Source organism: Pseudomonas sp. Z4-20 (genome assembly GCF_051131955.1).
Classification (GTDB): Bacteria; Pseudomonadota; Gammaproteobacteria; order Pseudomonadales; family Pseudomonadaceae; genus Aquipseudomonas; species Aquipseudomonas marvdashtae.
In genome coordinates this window covers 3,891,888-3,912,030 of the sequence record NZ_CP071641.1, presented here as the reverse complement: position 1 = coordinate 3,912,030, position 20,143 = coordinate 3,891,888, and the positions used below count along the sequence as shown (strand labels likewise).

Sequence of the window (20,143 nt, the reverse complement as noted above, 5' to 3'; positions counted from 1 at the left end):
ATGCCTGAAGTGAGTGGTAACCCTGTGGGGGGCGAGCTTGCTGGCTCCCACAGTGCAGACCCAAAGATTTAAGTGACCACCAGATCAGAGCGAGATTGGATGTGAGCAAGAGAGCCTATAACTTCTGTGCCGGCCCGGCGGCGCTTCCTGAAGCGGTCCTGAAGCGTGCCCAGGGTGAACTTCTCGACTGGCATGGCAAGGGCCTGTCCGTCATGGAGATGAGCCATCGCAGCGATGAGTTCGTGTCCATCGCCACCAAGGCCGAGCAGGACCTGCGTGATCTGCTGAATATTCCGTCCAATTACAAAGTGCTGTTCCTCCAGGGCGGCGCCAGCCAGCAGTTCGCCCAGATTCCGCTGAACCTGCTGCCGGAAAGCGGCAAGGCCGACTACATCGACACCGGTATCTGGTCGCAGAAAGCCATCGAGGAAGCCTCGCGCTACGGCCACGTCAACGTTGCCGCCAGCGCCAAGGCCTACGATTACTTCGCGATTCCCGGCCAGAACGAGTGGAGCCTGTCCAAGGATGCGGCCTACGTTCATTACGCGCCGAACGAAACCATCGGCGGCCTGGAATTCAACTGGATCCCGGAAACCGGTGACGTGCCATTGGTGGCCGACATGTCTTCGGACATTCTGTCGCGCCCTGTGGACATCTCCCGTTTCGGCATGATCTACGCAGGGGCGCAGAAGAACATCGGCCCGAGCGGCATCCTGGTCAGCATCATCCGTGAAGACCTGCTCGGTCGCGCCCGTTCCCTGTGCCCGACCATGCTCAACTACAAGGTCGCGGCCGACAACGGCTCGATGTACAACACGCCGCCGACCCTGGCGTGGTACCTGTCTGGCCTGGTGTTCGAATGGCTGAAAGAGCAGGGCGGTGTCGAGGTCATCGGCAAGCTCAACGAAGTGAAGCAGCGCACGCTGTATGACTTCATTGACGCCAGCGACCTCTACAGCAACCCGATCAACAAATCCGACCGCTCGTGGATGAACGTGCCGTTCCGCCTGGCGGACGACCGTCTCGACAAGCCGTTCCTGGCGGGCGCCGATGAGCGTGGGCTGCTGAATCTCAAGGGCCACCGCTCCGTCGGCGGCATGCGCGCCTCCATCTACAACGCCGTCGACATCAACGCCGTCAATGCGCTGATTGCCTACATGACAGAGTTCGAGAAGGAACATGGCTGATGTCTGAGCAAGAACTCAAGGCGCTGCGCTTGCGCATCGACGCCCTGGACGAGAAAGTCCTGGAGTTGATCAGCGAGCGCGCACGCTGCGCCCAGGAAGTGGCCCGGGTAAAAATGGCTTCGTTGGCCGAAGGCGAAGTACCGGTGTTCTATCGCCCTGAGCGCGAGGCCCAGGTGCTCAAGCGCGTCATGGAGCGCAACAAGGGACCGCTGGGCAACGAAGAGATGGCGCGGCTGTTCCGCGAAATCATGTCCTCGTGCCTGGCCCTTGAACAGCCGCTGAAAGTCGCCTACCTGGGGCCGGAAGGCACCTTCACCCAGGCCGCCGCCATGAAGCATTTCGGTCACGCGGTGATCAGCAAGCCGATGGCCGCCATCGACGAAGTCTTCCGCGAAGTGGCGGCAGGCGCGGTGAATTTTGGCGTGGTGCCGGTGGAAAACTCCACCGAAGGCGCGGTCAACCACACGCTGGACAGCTTCCTTGAGCACGACATGGTGATTTGTGGCGAAGTCGAGCTGCGCATCCACCATCACTTGCTGGTGGGCGAGAACACCAAGACCGACAGCATCAGCCGCATCTATTCCCACGCCCAGTCCCTGGCCCAGTGCCGCAAGTGGCTGGACGCCCATTACCCGAACGTCGAGCGCGTGGCGGTTTCGAGCAACGCCGAAGCGGCCAAGCGGGTCAAGGGCGAGTGGAACTCGGCGGCGATTGCCGGCGACATGGCGGCCGGCCTTTACGGGCTGACGCGCCTGGCCGAGAAAATCGAGGACCGCCCGGACAACTCCACGCGGTTCCTGATGATCGGCAGCCAGGAAGTGCCGCCAACCGGCGACGACAAGACCTCGATCATCGTCTCCATGAGCAACAAGCCCGGCGCGCTTCATGAGCTGCTGGTGCCGTTCCACGACAACGGCATCGACCTGACGCGGATCGAGACCCGTCCGTCGCGCAGCGGTAAATGGACCTACGTGTTCTTCATCGATTTCGTCGGCCACCACCGAGATCCGCTGGTAAAAGGTGTGCTGGAGAAAATCAGTCAGGAAGCAGTGGCACTCAAGGTGCTGGGTTCCTACCCCAAGGCAGTTCTTTAAGGGCGGATAGCTAATGAGTGGCAACTTCCTCGCACTGGCGCAGCCAGGCGTGCAACAACTCTCGCCTTACGTTCCAGGCAAGCCTGTGGACGAACTGGCCCGAGAACTGGACCTCGACCCGGCCAGCATCGTCAAGTTGGCGAGCAACGAAAATCCGCTGGGGGCGAGCCCCAAGGCGCTCGCGGCGATCCGCGACGAGTTGGCCGAGCTGACCCGTTATCCCGACGGTAACGGTTTTGCGCTGAAAAGCCTGCTGGCCGAGCGCTGCGGCGTCGAGCTTAACCAGGTAACCCTGGGCAACGGTTCCAACGACATTCTTGAGCTGGTCGCCCGTGCCTACCTGGCGCCGGGCCTCAACGCCGTGTTCAGCGAGCACGCGTTTGCCGTCTATCCGATTGCCACCCAGGCTGTCGGTGCCGACGCCCATGTGGTTCCAGCCAAGGATTGGGGGCACGATCTGCCGGCCATGTTGGCGGCCATCGACGCCAACACCCGCGTGGTCTTCATCGCTAACCCGAACAATCCAACCGGCACCTGGTTCGACGCCCAAGCGCTGGACGACTTCCTGCAAGACGTGCCCGAGCACGTGCTGGTCGTGCTGGACGAGGCCTACATCGAATATGCCGAAGGCAGCGACTTGCCCGATGGCCTGGATTTCCTCGCGGCCTACCCGAACCTGCTGGTCTCGCGCACGTTCTCGAAAGCTTACGGCCTGGCCTCGCTGCGGGTCGGCTATGGCTTGTCCACTGCGGTGGTGGCCGATGTGCTGAATCGTGTGCGCCAACCGTTCAACGTCAACAGCTTCGCCCTGGCCGCCGCTTGTGCGGCAATGCAGGACGAGGTCTACCTGGCTGAAAGTCGCCGCTTGAACGAGGCCGGCCTGCAACAACTGGAAGCCGGGTTCCGTGAACTGGGCCTGAGCTGGATCCCCTCCAAGGGCAACTTCATCTGCGTCGATCTGGGCCGTGTCGCGGCGCCAATCTTCCAGGGCTTGCTGCGCGAGGGCGTGATTGTGCGTCCGGTGGCCAATTACGGCATGCCGAACCACCTGCGTATCACCATTGGCCTGCCAGCGGAAAACAGCCGTTTCCTCGAGGCGTTGAGCAAGGTCCTGGCTCGTGGTTGATGTCACCTCGCTGCAACCTGCGGGACCTATGATCGGTCGCCTGGTGGTGGTCGGCCTGGGATTGATCGGCGGTTCGTTCGCCAAGGGCCTGCGTGAAAGCGGGCTGTGCCGTGAAGTCGTCGGCGTCGACCTTGATCCGCACTCGCGCAAGCTGGCGGTAGAGTTGGGCGTGGTCGACCGCTGTGAAGACGATTTGCTGAGCGCTTGCCAAGGCGCGGACGTGATCCAGCTGGCGGTGCCGATCCTGGCCATGGAGAAATTGCTCGCCCGCTTGGCTAGCATGGACCTGGGGCAGGCGATTCTCACCGATGTCGGCAGCGCCAAGGGCAATGTCGTGCGCGCGGCCACCGAGGCATTTGGCGGCATGCCGGCGCGCTTCGTGCCCGGTCATCCGATTGCCGGTTCCGAGCAGAGCGGGGTGGAAGCGTCCAATGCTGAGCTGTTTCGTCGTCACAAAGTCATCCTGACGCCGCTGGAGCAGACCGATCCGGCGGCGCTTGCGGTGGTGGATCGCTTGTGGCGCGAATTGGGGGCCGATGTCGAGCACATGCAGGTCGAGCGTCACGATGAAGTATTGGCCGCCACCAGCCATTTGCCGCACCTGTTGGCGTTCGGTCTGGTGGATTCATTGGCCAAACGCAATGAAAATCTTGAGATCTTCCGTTACGCTGCCGGCGGTTTCCGCGATTTCACGAGAATCGCGGGTAGCGACCCGGTCATGTGGCACGACATCTTCCTCGCCAACCGCGAAGCTGTCCTGCGCACACTTGATACATTTCGCAGCGATCTCGACGCCTTGCGCGACGCGGTCGATGCAGGGGACGGGCACCAATTGCTGGGCGTTTTTACACGCGCCAGGGTGGCCCGCGAGCATTTCAGTAAAATCCTGGCCCGTCGGGCCTATGTGGACGCTATGAACTCCAACGATCTGATTTTCCTGGCACAACCTGGTGGCTCCTTGAGTGGGCGGATTCGTGTACCGGGCGATAAATCGATTTCCCACCGCTCGATCATGCTCGGCTCCCTGGCTGAAGGCGTGACCGAGGTGGAAGGTTTCCTCGAGGGCGAAGATGCCCTGGCGACGCTGCAAGCGTTCCGCGACATGGGCGTGGTCATCGAAGGCCCGCACCACGGTCGCGTCACCATCCATGGTGTCGGCCTGCACGGCCTCAAGCCCGCGCCGGGCCCGATCTACCTGGGCAACTCCGGCACCTCGATGCGCCTGTTGTCCGGCCTGCTGGCCGCCCAGGATTTCGACAGCACCCTGACCGGTGATGCCTCGTTGTCCAAGCGTCCGATGAACCGCGTGGCCAACCCGTTGCGGGAAATGGGCGCGGTGATCGAGACGGCCGCCGAGGGTCGTCCACCGATGACCATTCGCGGGGGCAACAAGCTCAAGGGCCTGACCTACACCATGCCGATGGCCAGCGCCCAGGTGAAATCCTGCCTGCTGCTGGCCGGTCTCTATGCCGAAGGCAAGACCACCGTCACCGAGCCGGCCCCGACCCGCGACCATACCGAACGCATGCTGCGTGGCTTCGGCTACCCGGTCACGGTCGAAGGCGCCACGGCGTCCGTCGAGTCTGGTAATAAGCTGACCGCGACCCACATCGAAGTGCCGGGTGATATCTCATCCTCGGCGTTCTTCCTGGTGGCGGCGTCGATTGCCGAAGGCTCCGACCTGGTACTTGAACACGTTGGCATCAACCCGACCCGTACCGGCGTGATCGACATCCTGCGCCTGATGGGCGCTGACATCACCCTGGAAAACCAGCGGGAAGTCGGCGGTGAGCCGGTGGCTGACTTACGCGTAAGAGCGGCTAAACTCAAGGGTATCGAGATTCCCGAGGCGCTGGTTCCGCTGGCCATCGACGAATTCCCGGTGCTGTTCGTGGCGGCTGCGTGCGCGCAAGGCCGCACCGTACTGACTGGCGCCGAAGAGCTGCGGGTCAAGGAATCGGATCGCATTCAGGTGATGGCGGACGGCCTGCTGGCGCTAGGCGTCAAATGTGAGCCGACGCCGGACGGCATCATCATCGACGGCGGCCAGATTGGCGGCGGCGAAGTACATGGGCACGGCGACCATCGCATCGCCATGGCATTCAGTGTTGCGTCCCTGCGCGCCACCGCGCCGATCCGCATCCATGATTGCGCCAACGTCGCCACGTCGTTCCCGAACTTCCTGGCGCTCTGCGCGCAGGTTGGTATTCGAGTAGCACAAGAGGCACAGTCGTGAACATCAAGGCACCGGTCATCACCATCGATGGCCCAAGCGGCTCGGGCAAAGGCACCATCGCCGGCATGCTGGCCAAGCAATTGGGCTGGAATCTGCTCGATTCCGGTGCCCTGTACCGTTTGCTGGCCTTCGCCGCCGCCAACCATGGCGTCGACCTGACCAACGAGGAATTGCTCAAGGCACTGGCCGCGCACCTGGACGTGCAGTTCATCGCGGCGACTGATGGGCAGTTGCAAAGGATTATCCTGGAGGGTGACGAAGTCAGCGACGTCATCCGCACCGAAAGCGTCGGCGCCGGGGCTTCCCAGGTTGCCGCGCTGCCGGCGGTGCGCGAAGCGCTGCTGCAGCGCCAGCGGGCGTTCCAGGAACCGCCGGGGCTGGTGGCTGACGGCCGGGACATGGGCACGGTGGTGTTCACCGATGCGCCGCTGAAGATTTTCCTCACGGCCAGTGCCGAGGAGCGGGCTCGCCGCCGTTATTTGCAGTTGAAGGGCAAAGGCGAGGATGTTAGTCTGTCGAGTCTGCTAGATGAGATCCGTGCACGCGACGAGCGTGATACCCAGCGCGCAGTAGCCCCGCTAAAGCCGGCGGCCGATGCGATACAGCTGGATTCCACGGAGTTGTCCATCGATCAGGTGCTGCAACGCATCATGAGCGAGATCGCGCTTCGCGATATCGCCGGGTGACAGGAAGCTCCGCAGGGGACCAGTCATAGTCCTGCGGCGCTTCTTTTATATGAAACTAACCCACATCGTCTGGGGTGTGGAGATGGGCGTTTACTTCGCCCTAATCAACAGGAATTAAAATGAGCGAAAGCTTTGCGGAACTCTTTGAAGAAAGCTTGAAAACCCTGAACCTTCAGGCAGGCTCCATCATCACCGGCGTCATCGTTGATATCGATTACCAAGCTCGCTGGGTAACCGTCCACGCTGGTCTGAAGTCTGAAGCGCTGATCCCGCTTGAGCAGTTCTACAACGACGCTGGCGAACTGAACATCAACGTCGGTGACGAAGTTCACGTGGCGCTGGACTCGGTTGAAGACGGCTTTGGTGAAACCAAGCTGTCCCGTGAAAAAGCCAAGCGTGCCGAGTGCTGGATCGTTCTGGAAGCGGCCTTCGCAGCTGAGGAAGTGGTCAAGGGCGTTATCAACGGTAAGGTTAAAGGCGGCTTCACTGTCGACGTTAACGGCATCCGTGCGTTCCTGCCAGGTTCCCTGGTTGACGTCCGTCCAGTGCGCGACACCACGCACCTGGAAGGCAAAGAGCTGGAATTCAAGGTCATCAAGCTCGACCAGAAGCGCAACAACGTTGTCGTTTCCCGTCGCAGTGTCCTGGAAGCCGAGAACTCCGCCGAGCGTGAAGCTCTGCTGGAATCGCTGCAGGAAGGCCAGCAGGTCAAGGGTATCGTCAAGAACCTCACCGATTACGGCGCATTCGTCGATCTGGGTGGCGTCGATGGCCTGCTGCACATCACCGACATGGCCTGGAAGCGTATCAAGCATCCTTCGGAAATCGTCAACGTTGGCGACGAGATCGATGTCAAGGTTCTGAAGTACGATCGCGAACGCAATCGTGTTTCCCTGGGCCTCAAGCAACTGGGTGAAGATCCATGGGTCGCTATCAAAGCCCGTTACCCAGAAGGCACTCGCGTCACCGCTCGTGTTACCAACCTGACCGACTACGGCTGCTTCGCTGAGCTGGAAGAAGGCGTTGAAGGCCTGGTACACGTTTCCGAAATGGACTGGACCAACAAGAACATCCACCCTTCGAAAGTCGTACAAGTCGGCGACGAAGTGGAAGTCATGGTTCTGGACATCGACGAAGAGCGTCGTCGTATCTCCCTCGGCATCAAGCAGTGCAAGTCCAACCCATGGGAAGACTTCTCTGGCCAGTTCAACAAGGGCGATAAAATCTCCGGCACCATCAAGTCGATCACCGATTTCGGTATCTTCATTGGTCTGGACGGCGGCATCGACGGCCTGGTTCACCTGTCCGACATCTCCTGGAACGAAGTGGGCGAAGAAGCCGTACGCCGTTTCAAGAAGGGCGACGAGCTGGACACCGTTATCCTGTCGGTTGACCCAGAGCGCGAGCGCATCTCCCTGGGCATCAAGCAACTGGAAAGCGATCCGTTCTCCGAGTACGTCTCGGTTAACGACAAGGGCGCTATCGTGACCGGCACCGTGAAAGAAGTTGACGCCAAAGGCGCCATCATCGTTCTGGCCGACGACATCGAAGCGACTCTGAAAGCCTCCGAAATCAGCCGTGACCGCGTTGAAGACGCGCGCAACGTTCTGAAAGAAGGCCAGGAAGTTGAAGCCAAGATCATCAGCGTTGATCGCAAGAGCCGCGTAATCCAGCTCTCGATCAAGTCGAAAGACGATGCTGAAGAGAAAGAAGCCATCCAGAGCCTGAAAGCAGCTCCGGAAGGCGAAGCAGCTGACACCACTATGGCGGCACTGCTGCGTCAAGCAATGGCCAAACAGAACTGAGTTCTGTTTGATCATTAAAAAGGGCGACTTCGGTCGCCCTTTTTTGTGGGTGTGATTTCAGAATTTTCCGACTCCCATAAGTGCTGCGGAACTGCGATCATTCGGAAGGCTACGAAACCAACCCCTCAGCCTGGCTGTCTCTTTAATGAAGAAGATCAATAATCTATCCGGGGGCGTCGGCCTGTGCCGGTTGGGTTGAGGCTCTACCTAAAGGATCTGAATGAACAAGCTCTTTCTTGTATTGATCGTCTTGGTTCTGACAGCGTGTTCTACAAGCGCCAAGACCCATGCAGTGCGTGGTGTCAGCGGTATCGAGGTCGACTGTTCTGGGTTGGGTTCTGGTTGGGAGAAGTGCCAAAAGCGGGCTGCGAGGGAGTGCAAGGGCGCGGGCTACAAGGTCATTACCCGATCCGACGACGCGAAGGATGAAGATCAATACCCCTTTGGTTTCAACCCCGCGGGTTATCTGACCCGAACAATGTTGGTCATCTGTCGATAGCTTGAGGAAGTCACGCTATCTGCATGGGAAGAACAGCAGGGGGAATGAAGAAGAATGTCAATACTTGGGCTGTTCAAAACCCTTCGACCATGCTAAAACCTTTTCAAGCGATTTTCCTAGCTGCTTGAAAAAGAAGGGAAAAATATGACGAAGTCGGAGTTGATCGAACGTATTGTCACCCATCAAGGGCTACTCTCATCCAAGGATGTAGAGCTGGCTATCAAGACCATGCTTGAGCAAATGTCCCAGTGCCTGGCTACGGGGGACCGTATCGAGATCCGTGGTTTCGGCAGCTTCTCACTTCATTACCGTGCGCCGCGAGTAGGGCGCAATCCAAAGACCGGTCAGTCTGTCAGCCTCGACGGCAAATTCGTTCCGCATTTTAAGCCAGGCAAAGAACTTAGAGATCGTGTGAATGAGGAGGAGGGGGATGAGCTCTGAGGAAAAGGCCGCAGAGGAAGCCATTTATGAGGGGTTTTAAACGGGTAGCTTTTTTCGTAGCCGCGCTGTTGGTGGCTTTGACGATTATTCTGTTTGTAATTGAAAATACACAACCTGTATCCTTGGCGTTCGCCGGCTGGTCAGCACCTCAGCTTCCTGTTTCGGTTTTGATACTTCTTGCGCTTCTCGCAGGGTTGGTTATCGGCCCGTCACTCGCTTGGTTCTTGAGGGTAGGTGTACGGCGAGAATAAGGTTACATGATTTCCAGTCACCTCGGTGAGGGGATCGCCGTTAGCAATTGTTTTTACTTTGGATGTGCTTTTCCATGTCAAAATCCCCACGGTCTACCGAGGTTTCTTTAGGGGCCTCTCAAGCCTTAGCCTTTAGTGCATTCTGTACGTTGAAGGGAAATTTTTCGCCAGCCGCAATTGAGAGCTCGTATGCATAATAATCGTGTAGATGCACATGACGCTCAGGAAATTGACTTGATTGCGCTCCTCCGCAATTTTTGGATTCAAAAGTGGTTGGTTGTGGGAGTTATGTTCGTCGTAACGGTTGGAGCTGGAGCGTTTGCCTATCTTACCAAACCAATCTATGAGGCTAGATTTTATATTAGCCCTCCAACTCAAAATGGTATAGCTGAGTTAAATTATGGTCGTGACTCAAGCACTGAGTTGGAGCCCTATTCAATCAAACAAGTTTACGATCTGTTTGCTCGCAATCTTCAGAGTGAAACCCTTCGTCAAACTTTTTTCCGTGATGTCTATTTGCCTTCGCTTGAAGAGTCCCAGCGCAAGGGACCGCTTGACCGTTTATATGAGAATTTTTCTCGCGTATTTATGGTCGGAGGTCCGGGTAAGGACACTCCCGAAAGATTCTCGGTCATCGTCCAGAGTGACGACGCGGCAGAGGCGACAGAGTGGGTCAGAGTTTACGTTCAGCGTGCCAGTGAAATCTCCAAAGCAGAGCTGATCAAAAACGTTACAAGCGAGGCCGCGGTTCGGGCCAGGAATCTAGAGCAGCGAATCGTAAGCTTGCGGGACAATGCTCAAAGGATTCGTGAAGACCGTATCCAGCAGCTTCGCGAAGCCTTGAAAGTTGCTGAAACAATTGGTTTGAAGACGCCTGTGATAAACTCCTCCGCTGCAGTTGATATCACTGTCGATACAGGCAGTAAGATGGATTATCAGCGAGGAAGCCTAGCCTTGGCAGCGGAGGTGTCCGTTTTGGAGGCAAGAGCTTCTGATGATGCATTTATTCCAGACCTACGTACGCTACAGATGCGTTACAATTTCTACCGTATGCTTAAGGTCGAACCTGATCAGGTGTCGGTTTACAGACAAGATGGTAACGTAGAGGTGCCACAAACCCCAATTAAGCCAGATAAGCTGGCGATCTTATTGAAAGGAATGATCTTGGGCCTTATTTTGGGGTTAGGGGCCGCGCTGATGAGGCAGATAGTTCAAGTACGTGTTGAAAAATAATCGATACATTGCTTCAGGTCCGTATCGATAGGTTCCAGGCATATGCAAGCGATTCCTATCTCTTCATGGAAGCAAGACTGGTGGGCTTGTAACGGCAGCAGATATTTTGACAGGGTGGGTGTTAAGTCATAAATGTGCGGGTCATCAATTTAGATGAAGTGGTATTTTGGATATGGATCCCACCAGGTTTTAGGTCCGACCGGCTCTGGCGACATAGAAAATTATTTCTAGTTTCGAAATTGATGTCGTTATAGTTTTTTTGTGTCGCTCGTGTTAGGTGTTGCGCTATGGTTGGCAGTACGGCAATAAGAAAGGGAATGCTTCGGCCGATCATAAATATTGCCGTTCAGGCTGTATTTAAATTGATGTTTTCTATCGCCTCGCTAAAGGTAGTTGCATTTTATGTTGGGCCTAGTGGAATGGCTGTGGTTGGGCAAATTCAATCCTTTCTTCAAATATTAAGTGCCGGCGTTTCATCGGTTACTACAACTGGTGTGGTAAAGCTGATTGCAGAAGATAAGCACTCTAAAGAAAGTATAGTGCGGGCTTCTGCATTTTTGTTGGTTTTCTTGAGTTTGATTTGCTTTGTTGTTCTGCTTCTTTCAAGTAGGGAGATAGCAAACTACTTTCTGCAAGGGGGTTGGGTCGTAGTACTGCTGCTGCTGCCGCTGGGAAGTTTTTTTATAGGGCTGAATAATTTATTTGTGTCCTATTTTAATGGTATGCAGAAATATAGCGAATATTTTTGGTACTCAATGATCACCGCTTTTATAACGGCGCTTTCAATTTGCGTTATTTCATTTTACTTTGGAAAGGTTGGGGCGGTTTATTCTGTAGTAGTGGCACCAGCTGTTGCTGGGATATGCATTTTGTTTTTGCCAGAAAGATTTCGTCTGCCGCGAATTCGAAGTGTCTTTAAAAAAATTGATGGTGGAATACTAAGGATATTGGTTTCTTATTCCTTCATGGCGTTGGGGTCCGCAGTGGTCGTGTATGGAGGGCAAATCTTCCTGAGGAACTATATTGCAACGAATAGCACAATGGCTGAGTCCGGTCTGTGGTACGCGGCAACACGTCTGTCAGATATTTATATGGGTATCTGTAGTGTGTTGTTTTCTACTCTTTTATTGCCAAGGTATAGTGCAATGGAAGGACAAAGTCTGGACGGTTTTGTTTGGCGAATGGCAGTAGTTGCGTTAGTTTCTGGCGTTGTTCTGGTTCTTATGGTTGGCCAGTTGGCAGGGTTTATTGTTTGGCTGATTTATGGTGAGGCTTTCGCAGTCTCTTCAGAAGTGCTGGAGATATATGTCATAGGGGATGGGCTGAAATGTTTGGGCTGGGTATTCCTTTATGTGATGCTCGCCAAGCAGCGCGTTCGAGCTTATCTCGTTTATGAAGTGACTACGGCATTTTTGTATTTGGTATCGTGCATTTTTTTCTACAGGCTGTATGGGCTTGAAGGTATGGCTTACGGCTACGTTCTGCAAGGCTTGATTTCGCTGTTGTTAGTGCTGCTGTGGTTTTTAATTAGCCGAAATAGAGCGATGTCTGTAGAGGAGGTCGCGTCATGATGCAATATAACGTTATATATGCATTGATTTGGATGTTGGCTCTCTTGTCCTTGAAAAGGACAACTTCGCCATCGACGGCAATATACGCACTCCAAGTGGCGCTTCTGTCCTTGTTTGCTGGTCTGAAATTTCAGACCGGCTACGACTGGCCAATCTACGAATCACATTACAACGCAATAAGAAGTGGTGAAGAGTTTTATCTGAGGTTTGAATTTGGATACGAATGGCTTGTTCATATTTCATCGTTTCTTGATCTGACGTTTGAGCATTTCTCCACATTTATTTCTATTATAGAGATTGTATTCATTTCGACCGTAGTGAGGAATTTTTTTCCTAAGCATTGTTTGCTGGTGTTGGCTGTAATGTACTCTGTCCCGGATTTTTATCTGATTCCTACATTTTCATTACTTAGGCAGGGATTGGCGGTTAGTATTTTTTTGCTTGGGGTGCATAAATTTTTGTCGGGAAGGGGAGGGCTCGCTTTTGCACTGTTTGTCGTCGCTGCCTCTATTCACTACTCAGTATTGGGTGGGGTGCTGCTGGTGCTACTAGTTTATTGGCTCCCCTTAAGTCGAACGACGTTCTTAATCGTCTTCCTGGCCTCGATGGCACTGTACTTGACTTCGATGGATGTTGTCCGTGCCGGTGTAGAAATACTTATGGTGTATGTGAATCCCAAATACATGATTTATCTGGATAGGGATGTGTTTAACGCTTCTTTTGCCTACCGTGCAGCCTATACCCTTGTGTCAATTGTGATTTTTTCAAGTATTTATTTAGCATGGGGTAGTCGTGGCGCCCAAAGCCATACAGATCAGTTAGCAACTCCAATGCTCTATCGCCTGGCATTTGTAGGCCTGCTTATCCCTCTGATAATATTTGGCTTCCCCACGCTGTCTACTAGATACCAGTATTTTTTTGCAGTCTTTTTAATCGGCGCGGCAATGAATACATTGTTGCGTTTGAATTATACAAGCCGACTGCTTACGGTTTTTGCAATTGCAATAGTCGCGTATTTGCCATTCTATCGATTCCTTTCGAGTCCGCTTTCCATCGTTTATATTCCTTACCAGAGTCAGATGTTTTATGATGTGCACAATTCGACAGGGCAGGAGCGGACAAGTAACCTACTCAATCAACTTGACGAACTGTGGTCCAAATGATGAGCTTGCGTAAAGATATTGTACTGCTTACCACGAAGTATGCTGACGACAAAAAAGACGCTTGGCTCACTAATGAGCTGGCCTATTCTATGAGCGAGGAGGGAAGTGAGGTTGCGGTCGTCGTATTCTCTTGGCTGAAAAACGATCCAGAATCAGTCACGAAAGTTATCGATGGAATTAAAGTAATACGGATCAAGCTCCCCGCCATATTTTATAATTCCGGCGCCATAGGGACGGCTTTGAAAGTATTCATATTTCCCTTTCTGGCAAGATACAAAATTGCCAAAGAGATAAAACGCTGTGATTTGCTCATAGCGAACACGCCTTGCGTCACAATTTTAGGAATGTCCCGATTCTTTAGAAAACGATATGACTCTAAAAGTTTTCTTGTGTTGTGGGATTTTTTTCCTTTCTATTTAAAAGATCTCGGTGCGATCAGGAATAAACTATTCTTCGGTTTTTTTCGGTACCTGGAAGAACTAATGTATACCAGTTTTGATCGAATTGGCTGTATGACTGAAGGAAACGCTCGGTTTCTTTTCGACAATTTTTCCTCCATTTCAAAGGAAAAAGTAGAACTTTTGCCGATCTGGGCAAAAATCAAAAAGATTGAGCCGATCGATAAAATTGAAGTTAGGAAAAAGTATAATTTGCCACCTGAGGGGTTTATTGCGATATACGGTGGTGCGATGTCAATCGTACAAGAGTTGGAAAATATTCTTGATCTGGCAGCGATGTATTCGAAAGATGAAGTGACTTTCGTTTTTATTGGTAAAGGCACTGAAAAAGAAAACTTGCAAAAAGCGGTTGCGACCCGTGGGTTGCAGAATATTATATTTATTGATTATGTTCCTCGCGAAGAATATGAGCACGTTGTTCAGTCGTGTGATGTTGGTCTGATATCGCTGTCTAGGAAGTTAACAGTGCCCAGTTTTCCTTCTAAATCTCTTGATTACTTTAAAGTCTCATTGCCGATTCTGGCGTCGCTGGATTCGGTTACGGATTTTGGCAATATATTGGAAAACGACGTTCGTGGTGGTTATGCTGTGGTGGCTGGTGATGCGGCGGCGCTGAAGGCAAAGCTGGATTTGCTGATTGAGGATTCAGCGCTCTGCGCTGAGCTGGGCAGAAATGGTCGACATTATTATGAAAAAAACTTGAGCGTAGAAAACGCGAGAAGTATCATTATTTCATTATTGTAAAGGAGGTTTTTATGCCTATTTCGTTCAAGGATTCTACGCTTTTAATTACCGGGGGAACAGGTTCCTTCGGAAACGCAGTGCTCAAGCGATTCCTGGATACCGATATCAAAGAAATACGAGTATTTAGCCGGGATGAAAAAAAGCAAGATGATATGCGTAAAAAATATGCCAGTAGTAAGTTAAAATTTTATATTGGTGATGTCAGAGATTTTCAAAGCGTTCTGAACGCTACACGCGGCGTAGACTACATATTTCATGCGGCTGCCTTGAAACAAGTGCCCTCTTGCGAATTCCATCCTATGGAAGCCGTTAAGACGAACGTACTGGGCACGGATAATGTGCTTGAAGCAGCAATCCAAAACAACGTGAAGCGCGTCGTTTGCCTCAGTACTGATAAAGCCGTTTATCCAATCAACGCAATGGGGATCTCCAAAGCGATGATGGAAAAGGTGATGGTTGCCAAGTCGCGTAATGATAACAATACCGTGATTTGTGGTACGCGTTATGGGAATGTAATGGCCTCAAGAGGGTCGGTGATTCCTTTGTTTATTGGTCAAATTAGATCAGGCACCCCTCTGAGTCTGACTGATCCTAATATGACTCGATTCATGATGACCCTTGCGGACGCTGTTGATCTGGTATTGTATGCGTTTGAGCATGGCTCGAATGGCGACATGTTCGTTCAGAAAGCTCCGGCAGCTACGGTTGAAGTCTTAGCACAAGCATTGACTAGCATGCTTGATGTGCCAAATTACCCTATTCAGGTTATTGGTACGCGGCACGGCGAGAAACTGTTTGAAGCTTTGCTTAGTCGCGAGGAAATGGCATGTGCTGAGGACCGTGGTAATTATTTCCGTGTGCCTCCTGATCTACGAGATCTGAACTATGCTAAGTTCGTAGAGCAAGGTGAAACAAAAATTTCTCGTACCGAAGATTATAACTCCCATAATACTGAGCGTCTCGATGTAAAAGGTATGCAAGAACTGTTGCTCAAATTGGACTTCATGCGTGCGATTCAGCGCGGTGAGCACGCGATGCCTGAGGAGTAATCAATGAGAATTCTGATCACAGGTGCTAACGGCTTTATTGGCCGTAATCTCGTATCGCACTTTAATGTTAAATCAGATATTGAGGTATTATCATTCACACGTAATGATTCTATCGCGAGCCTCCCAGCTTTAATTGATCAAGTGGATTTTATTTTTCATTTGGCTGGGATCAATCGCCCTCAAGATCCTCTGGATTTTCGAAAGGGTAACACTGATCTTACTGGTGCTCTTTGCAATGCGATCCGAAAATGTGGTCGTTCGGTACCTGTGGTCTATACCTCGTCTATTCAAGCGCCCCTGGATAACTCCTATGGAAGCAGTAAGCTTGGGGCTGAGCAATTATTAGTCGATTTGCAAAATGAAACCGGGTCACCGGTACATATATTTCGTTTGCCTAATGTCTTCGGCAAATGGGCGCGGCCTAACTACAATTCAGCCGTAGCTACATTTTGCCATAACATTGCTCATGGATTGCCGATTACAATAAATGATTCAAATGCACCTCTGAATCTTACGTATATCGATGATGTCGTACAATGCTTTATGGATGTTCTAGAGGGAAGGAAGGAAGGAACGCCTTTTGTAGAGGTACCTCAGTACGATACCACTGTAGGAGCCCTTGCTGAGCAGCTGAAATCCTTCCGTGACAGTCGCGATACGATGATCTCCGAACGTGTTGGAACGGGATTGTGTCGGGCCTTGTACTCTACGTACCTCAGCTATCTGTCCCCAGATCAATTTGTTTACGAAGTTCCAAGGCACGTTGATCCTCGGGGCGCTTTTGTTGAGATGTTAAAGACTAAGGATTCTGGCCAGTTTTCTTATTTTACGGCACACCCGGGCGTTACTCGTGGCGGACACTATCATCATTCGAAAACGGAAAAATTTCTTGTTATCAAAGGCACTGCGTATTTTCGATTCCGTCATATAGTGTCAGGTGAGTTTTCTGAGTTGACCACAACAGGTGAGCGTTCGGAAATAGTTGAAACTGTGCCAGGGTGGACACATGACATCACGAATATTGGCACCGATGAAATGATTGTGATGCTTTGGGCTAACGAGATTTTTGATCGTGCTGCACCGGACACTTACGCACTGCCAGTTGGTACAGAGGCTTAGCATCGAATGTTCAGAGATGGCGCGTCAATAGACGCGCTAAATGAAGTCTCAGAATATTTCAGCTCATACCGAGACCTTGGGTGGCCATCGTTGACTTTGCAACGCGGTGGAAACCCGGCTGATATGTTAAGCAAGTTTAATTTATTCAAAAATGGCCTTAGCAAATGAAAAAACTAAAAGTCGTAACAGTTGTCGGGACTCGTCCGGAAATCATTCGCTTGTCGCGCGTCATGGCCGCGCTGGACCAGTATTGTGAGCATATCCTTGTTCATACTGGGCAGAATTACGACTACGAGTTGAACGAAATTTTCTTTCAGGACTTAGGCATCCGAAAGCCTGACCACTTCTTGAATGCAGCCGGGAGCACCGGCGCGGAAACCATCGGCAATGTAATCATCGCGGTTGACCGGGTGCTGGCTTCCATCGAGCCTGAAGCCGTGCTGGTACTGGGCGATACAAACAGTTGCATGGCGGTTATTCCCGCCAAGCGGCGCAAGATTCCCACGTTCCATATGGAAGCGGGAAACCGTTGCTTTGATATGCGCGTCCCCGAGGAAATCAATCGACGCATCGTTGACCATACGGCAGACATCAACCTGACCTATAGTACTATCGCCCGAGATTATTTGCTAAGCGAAGGTTTGCCTGCCGATCGTGTCATCAAGACGGGCAGTCCTATGTTTGAGGTGCTTAACCATTATCGCGACAACATCGAGGCTTCAAGTGTCCTAGAGCGACTTGGCTTGGAGCCGGGTAAGTTCTTTGTGGTCAGTGCTCACCGCGAAGAGAACGTCGACTCGGATAAGAACTTCCTCAAATTGGTCGAGGTACTCAATACCGTTGCCAGTACGTTTGGCCAGCCCGTTATCGTCTCTACCCATCCGCGCACTCAAAAGCGTGTTGATGCCATGGGCATCGTGTTTCATGAAAATGTCCGATTGCTCAAGCCCTTGGGATTCATGGACTACAACAAGCTGCAGCTCGAGTCGCGTGCGGTTCTGTCCGATAGCGGTACAATCAATGAAGAGTCTTCTATTCTGAATTTTCCCGCTTTGAATATCAGAGAAGCGCATGAACGCCCTGAGGGTATGGAAGAAGGTGCTGTGATGATGGTGGGGCTGGATGTGGATAGGGTGAGGCAAGGTTTGCATATACTACAAGTACAAGGTCGCGGCGAAGAGAGAACCTTGCGCTTGGTGAATGATTACAGTATGCCCAATGTTTCCGAGAAGGTTGTAAGGATTATCCACAGCTATCGCGATTATGTTATGCGGGTTGTTTGGAGACAATATTAATCTAGGCGTGATACGAGATGTCGAATGTTTTTATTGTTACAGAGTACGTGAGTGCAACACAAAACTCTACGGGTTTCTTCTGGTCGAAAATTGTCAAGAAAATTGGCGACGAACTAGGTAGAGTTGCGGTTATCTATCCACGGACAGGCGGTGCTTCAGGAAATTTTGAGCATCCCGCTGTGGTGGAGATGCCATTCACTTCTTTGAGGTTCAATAAGAACATTTTACTTCTTAGAATGCTAAGCCAATTGTTACAGGTGCTAGGTTTCTGCTGGTATATCATCAAACATGTCCGAAAAGGAGATGTCTTGTTAAGTGGCACAAATCCAGCATTTCTGTTAATGGCAATTCCCGTGTTGAAATTGTTTCTGGGTTTTAGATGGGGGGTGCTAGTTCACGATGTATTCCCTGAAAATCTGGTTCCTGCGCAAATTATAAGCAGCTCCAATCGATTGTACCCAGCTATTAGTAGATTGTTTTCCAAAATTTATGATACAGCTGAATTGTTAATTGTTATTGGTCGCGATATGCAGGAGTTGATGAACTCTAAGATAAAAAATCCATCCAAAATTGTGTTCGTGCCCAATTGGGCGGATGAACTTGAGGTATACCCCTTAGCGCGTCATCAGGCGCCGTTTATTGAGGAACTGGGATGGCAGGATAAGCTCGTTTTCCAGTTCTTCGGCAATATCGGACGACTTCAGGGCGTAGGAAATATATTGGATGCTATTGCTTTGGTTGAGAATGAGCGCGCTGCGTTCCTGTTTATGGGGGATGGTGCTTTTGTCGCGAAGGTCAATGAATTCATTGTTAATCATCCTGAAAAAAATGTTGCATACGCCGGTGCGATTCCGCTTAAGGACAAGAACTTAGGGCTTGCCGCAGGGGACGTTGCATTGATTACGCTGGAGGAGGGGATGCTTGGATTAGGTGTGCCCAGTAAAGCGTATTTTTCTCTAGCGGCAGATAAACCGCTTTTAGCCGTGATGGATGAGAACGCTGAGATCGCTAGAATGATTCAGGAGACTGGGGTGGGATGGCAGTGCAAACCAGGCGATCCGCGAGCTTTAGCCGAGTTAATACTTTCGATATGTAATACGGATCTAGGCGCACTACGCGGTCGCTCTATTGCTGCTTTCCGCGAAAGTTATTCTGAATACGTCGTATTGAACAAATTCTATATTGCTGTTTCCAAACTTATCAGGTTGAAAAAATGAGGGTTCTCATAACCGGCGCCAACGGTTTTATTGGTAGACAGCTAGCACAGGTACTACAATCCGAGCACGAAAAAGTAGTCTGCTGCTCGCGTAAAGCTGATGATGCTCCAAATTTTGTTATTTGTCCTTCCTTAAGCGGTACTGCGGACTGGGCATCCTTGTTACAACAAATTGATGTGGTAATTCATCTTGCCGGTAAGGCCCATAATCTTTATGAGTCGAAGAAAGTTGCAGCGCGTGGCTTCAGGCAAGCGAATGTTGATGGCACACTTCGCTTGGCCCAGCAGGCGCTTGCGGCAAATGTAAAGAGATTTATTTTTATAAGCTCTGTCGGCGTCAACGGTTTGTCATCTGCCGGAGAAGCATTTAGTGAGTCTAGTCCGGCGGCGCCACACGCTGATTATGCTAAGTCTAAATACGAGGCCGAGCAGGGGCTTGAAAAGCTGACTTCCGGTACGTCTATGGAGCTAGTTGTCATCCGACCTCCTTTGGTTTATGCAGCACATGCCCCAGGCAATTTTAAGCGTTTACTAAAACTGGTTTCGTCAGGCTGTCCGTTGCCCTTTGCCAGCATCAGTAATCGTCGTAGTATGATCGCGTTAGAAAATTTGGCCGATTTTATTAAGCTTTGCGTGACTCATCCTCAAGCGGCCAATAATTTGTTTCTGATATCGGATGGGTCGGACTTGTCAATAGGTGAAATAGTTTCATTGCTTGCTACTGGAATGAATAAAAAAGCAAGGCTCTTTGCAATGCCTGCGGTTTGCCTACTTTTTGGTGCATTGCTGATAGGGCGAAAATCTACTTATACACAACTTTGCGGATCCTTGCTTGTTGATTCCTCTAAATCACGGTCCTTTTTAAATTGGGTTCCTGTAATCAGCTCTCAACAGGCTCTATTGAAGGCTGGTCAGCAATTTATAATGCTTTAATTATTTTCGGTATTAATACAATGTTGACTGGATTTGT

The 20,143-nt window shown here is 51.7% G+C and carries 18 protein-coding genes; all 18 read left to right on the top strand.

The window, feature by feature from the left end:
- Positions 1 to 101 precede the first annotated feature (101 nt).
- Positions 102 to 1,187, top strand: coding sequence for a 3-phosphoserine/phosphohydroxythreonine transaminase (serC, locus tag J3P82_RS17680; protein WP_434557979.1), 1,086 nt, complete (start codon positions 102 to 104; stop codon positions 1,185 to 1,187).
- Positions 1,187 to 2,281, top strand: a complete 1,095-nt coding sequence (gene pheA, locus J3P82_RS17675; RefSeq protein WP_003199233.1) for a prephenate dehydratase — start codon at positions 1,187 to 1,189, stop codon at positions 2,279 to 2,281. Before serC ends, pheA begins: the two co-directional genes overlap by 1 nt.
- 13 nt (positions 2,282 to 2,294) lie before the next feature.
- Positions 2,295 to 3,407, top strand: a complete 1,113-nt coding sequence (gene hisC / locus J3P82_RS17670) for a histidinol-phosphate transaminase (protein WP_434557978.1) — start codon at positions 2,295 to 2,297, stop codon at positions 3,405 to 3,407.
- Positions 3,408 to 3,435: 28 nt separating this feature from the next.
- Positions 3,436 to 5,643 carry a bifunctional prephenate dehydrogenase/3-phosphoshikimate 1-carboxyvinyltransferase gene (locus tag J3P82_RS17665; protein WP_434563879.1) on the top strand — a complete coding sequence of 736 codons (2,208 nt, stop codon included), beginning with the start codon at positions 3,436 to 3,438 and terminating at the stop codon, positions 5,641 to 5,643.
- The gene (cmk, locus tag J3P82_RS17660) at positions 5,640 to 6,329 is read left to right on the top strand and encodes a (d)CMP kinase (RefSeq protein ID WP_030141014.1); all 690 of its coding nucleotides are present in this window, start codon (positions 5,640 to 5,642) and stop codon (positions 6,327 to 6,329) included. Before J3P82_RS17665 ends, cmk begins: the two co-directional genes overlap by 4 nt.
- A gap of 119 nt (positions 6,330 to 6,448) precedes the next feature.
- Positions 6,449 to 8,134, top strand: coding sequence for a 30S ribosomal protein S1 (gene rpsA, locus J3P82_RS17655; protein WP_016770920.1), 1,686 nt, complete (start codon positions 6,449 to 6,451; stop codon positions 8,132 to 8,134).
- Between the two features lie 220 nt (positions 8,135 to 8,354).
- Positions 8,355 to 8,633 (top strand): hypothetical protein, encoded by a 279-nt coding sequence (locus tag J3P82_RS17650; RefSeq protein WP_434557977.1) that lies wholly within the window; start codon positions 8,355 to 8,357, stop codon positions 8,631 to 8,633.
- A 144-nt stretch (positions 8,634 to 8,777) separates the two neighbouring features.
- Positions 8,778 to 9,074 (top strand): integration host factor subunit beta, encoded by a 297-nt coding sequence (gene ihfB / locus J3P82_RS17645; protein WP_003199243.1) that lies wholly within the window; start codon positions 8,778 to 8,780, stop codon positions 9,072 to 9,074.
- 26 nt (positions 9,075 to 9,100) lie between these two features.
- Positions 9,101 to 9,325, top strand: a complete 225-nt coding sequence (locus tag J3P82_RS17640) for a lipopolysaccharide assembly protein LapA domain-containing protein (RefSeq protein ID WP_434557976.1) — start codon at positions 9,101 to 9,103, stop codon at positions 9,323 to 9,325.
- A gap of 189 nt (positions 9,326 to 9,514) precedes the next feature.
- A complete protein-coding gene (locus J3P82_RS17635) occupies positions 9,515 to 10,558 on the top strand; it encodes an LPS O-antigen chain length determinant protein WzzB (protein ID WP_434557975.1) in 1,044 nt (347 codons plus the stop codon).
- Positions 10,559 to 10,845: 287 nt separating this feature from the next.
- Positions 10,846 to 12,129 carry an oligosaccharide flippase family protein gene (locus J3P82_RS17630; RefSeq protein WP_434557974.1) on the top strand — a complete coding sequence of 428 codons (1,284 nt, stop codon included), beginning with the start codon at positions 10,846 to 10,848 and terminating at the stop codon, positions 12,127 to 12,129.
- Positions 12,126 to 13,292, top strand: coding sequence for an EpsG family protein (locus J3P82_RS17625; protein ID WP_434557973.1), 1,167 nt, complete (start codon positions 12,126 to 12,128; stop codon positions 13,290 to 13,292). Before J3P82_RS17630 ends, J3P82_RS17625 begins: the two co-directional genes overlap by 4 nt.
- A complete protein-coding gene (locus J3P82_RS17620; protein WP_434557972.1) occupies positions 13,292 to 14,494 on the top strand; it encodes a glycosyltransferase family 4 protein in 1,203 nt (400 codons plus the stop codon). Before J3P82_RS17625 ends, J3P82_RS17620 begins: the two co-directional genes overlap by 1 nt.
- An 11-nt stretch (positions 14,495 to 14,505) precedes the next feature.
- Positions 14,506 to 15,543: a polysaccharide biosynthesis protein gene (locus J3P82_RS17615; RefSeq protein ID WP_434557971.1), complete on the top strand. Its 1,038-nt coding sequence runs from the start codon at positions 14,506 to 14,508 to the stop codon at positions 15,541 to 15,543.
- Between the two features lie 3 nt (positions 15,544 to 15,546).
- Complete coding sequence (gene wbjC, locus J3P82_RS17610) at positions 15,547 to 16,662, top strand: UDP-2-acetamido-2,6-beta-L-arabino-hexul-4-ose reductase (protein WP_434557970.1); 1,116 nt, start codon at positions 15,547 to 15,549, stop codon at positions 16,660 to 16,662.
- A 164-nt stretch (positions 16,663 to 16,826) separates the two neighbouring features.
- Positions 16,827 to 17,957, top strand: coding sequence for a non-hydrolyzing UDP-N-acetylglucosamine 2-epimerase (gene wecB, locus J3P82_RS17605; protein ID WP_434557969.1), 1,131 nt, complete (start codon positions 16,827 to 16,829; stop codon positions 17,955 to 17,957).
- Positions 17,958 to 17,974: 17 nt separating this feature from the next.
- Positions 17,975 to 19,174 (top strand): glycosyltransferase family 4 protein, encoded by a 1,200-nt coding sequence (locus J3P82_RS17600; protein ID WP_434557968.1) that lies wholly within the window; start codon positions 17,975 to 17,977, stop codon positions 19,172 to 19,174.
- Positions 19,171 to 20,106 carry an NAD-dependent epimerase/dehydratase family protein gene (locus J3P82_RS17595; protein ID WP_434557967.1) on the top strand — a complete coding sequence of 312 codons (936 nt, stop codon included), beginning with the start codon at positions 19,171 to 19,173 and terminating at the stop codon, positions 20,104 to 20,106. Before J3P82_RS17600 ends, J3P82_RS17595 begins: the two co-directional genes overlap by 4 nt.
- Positions 20,107 to 20,143 lie beyond the last annotated feature (37 nt).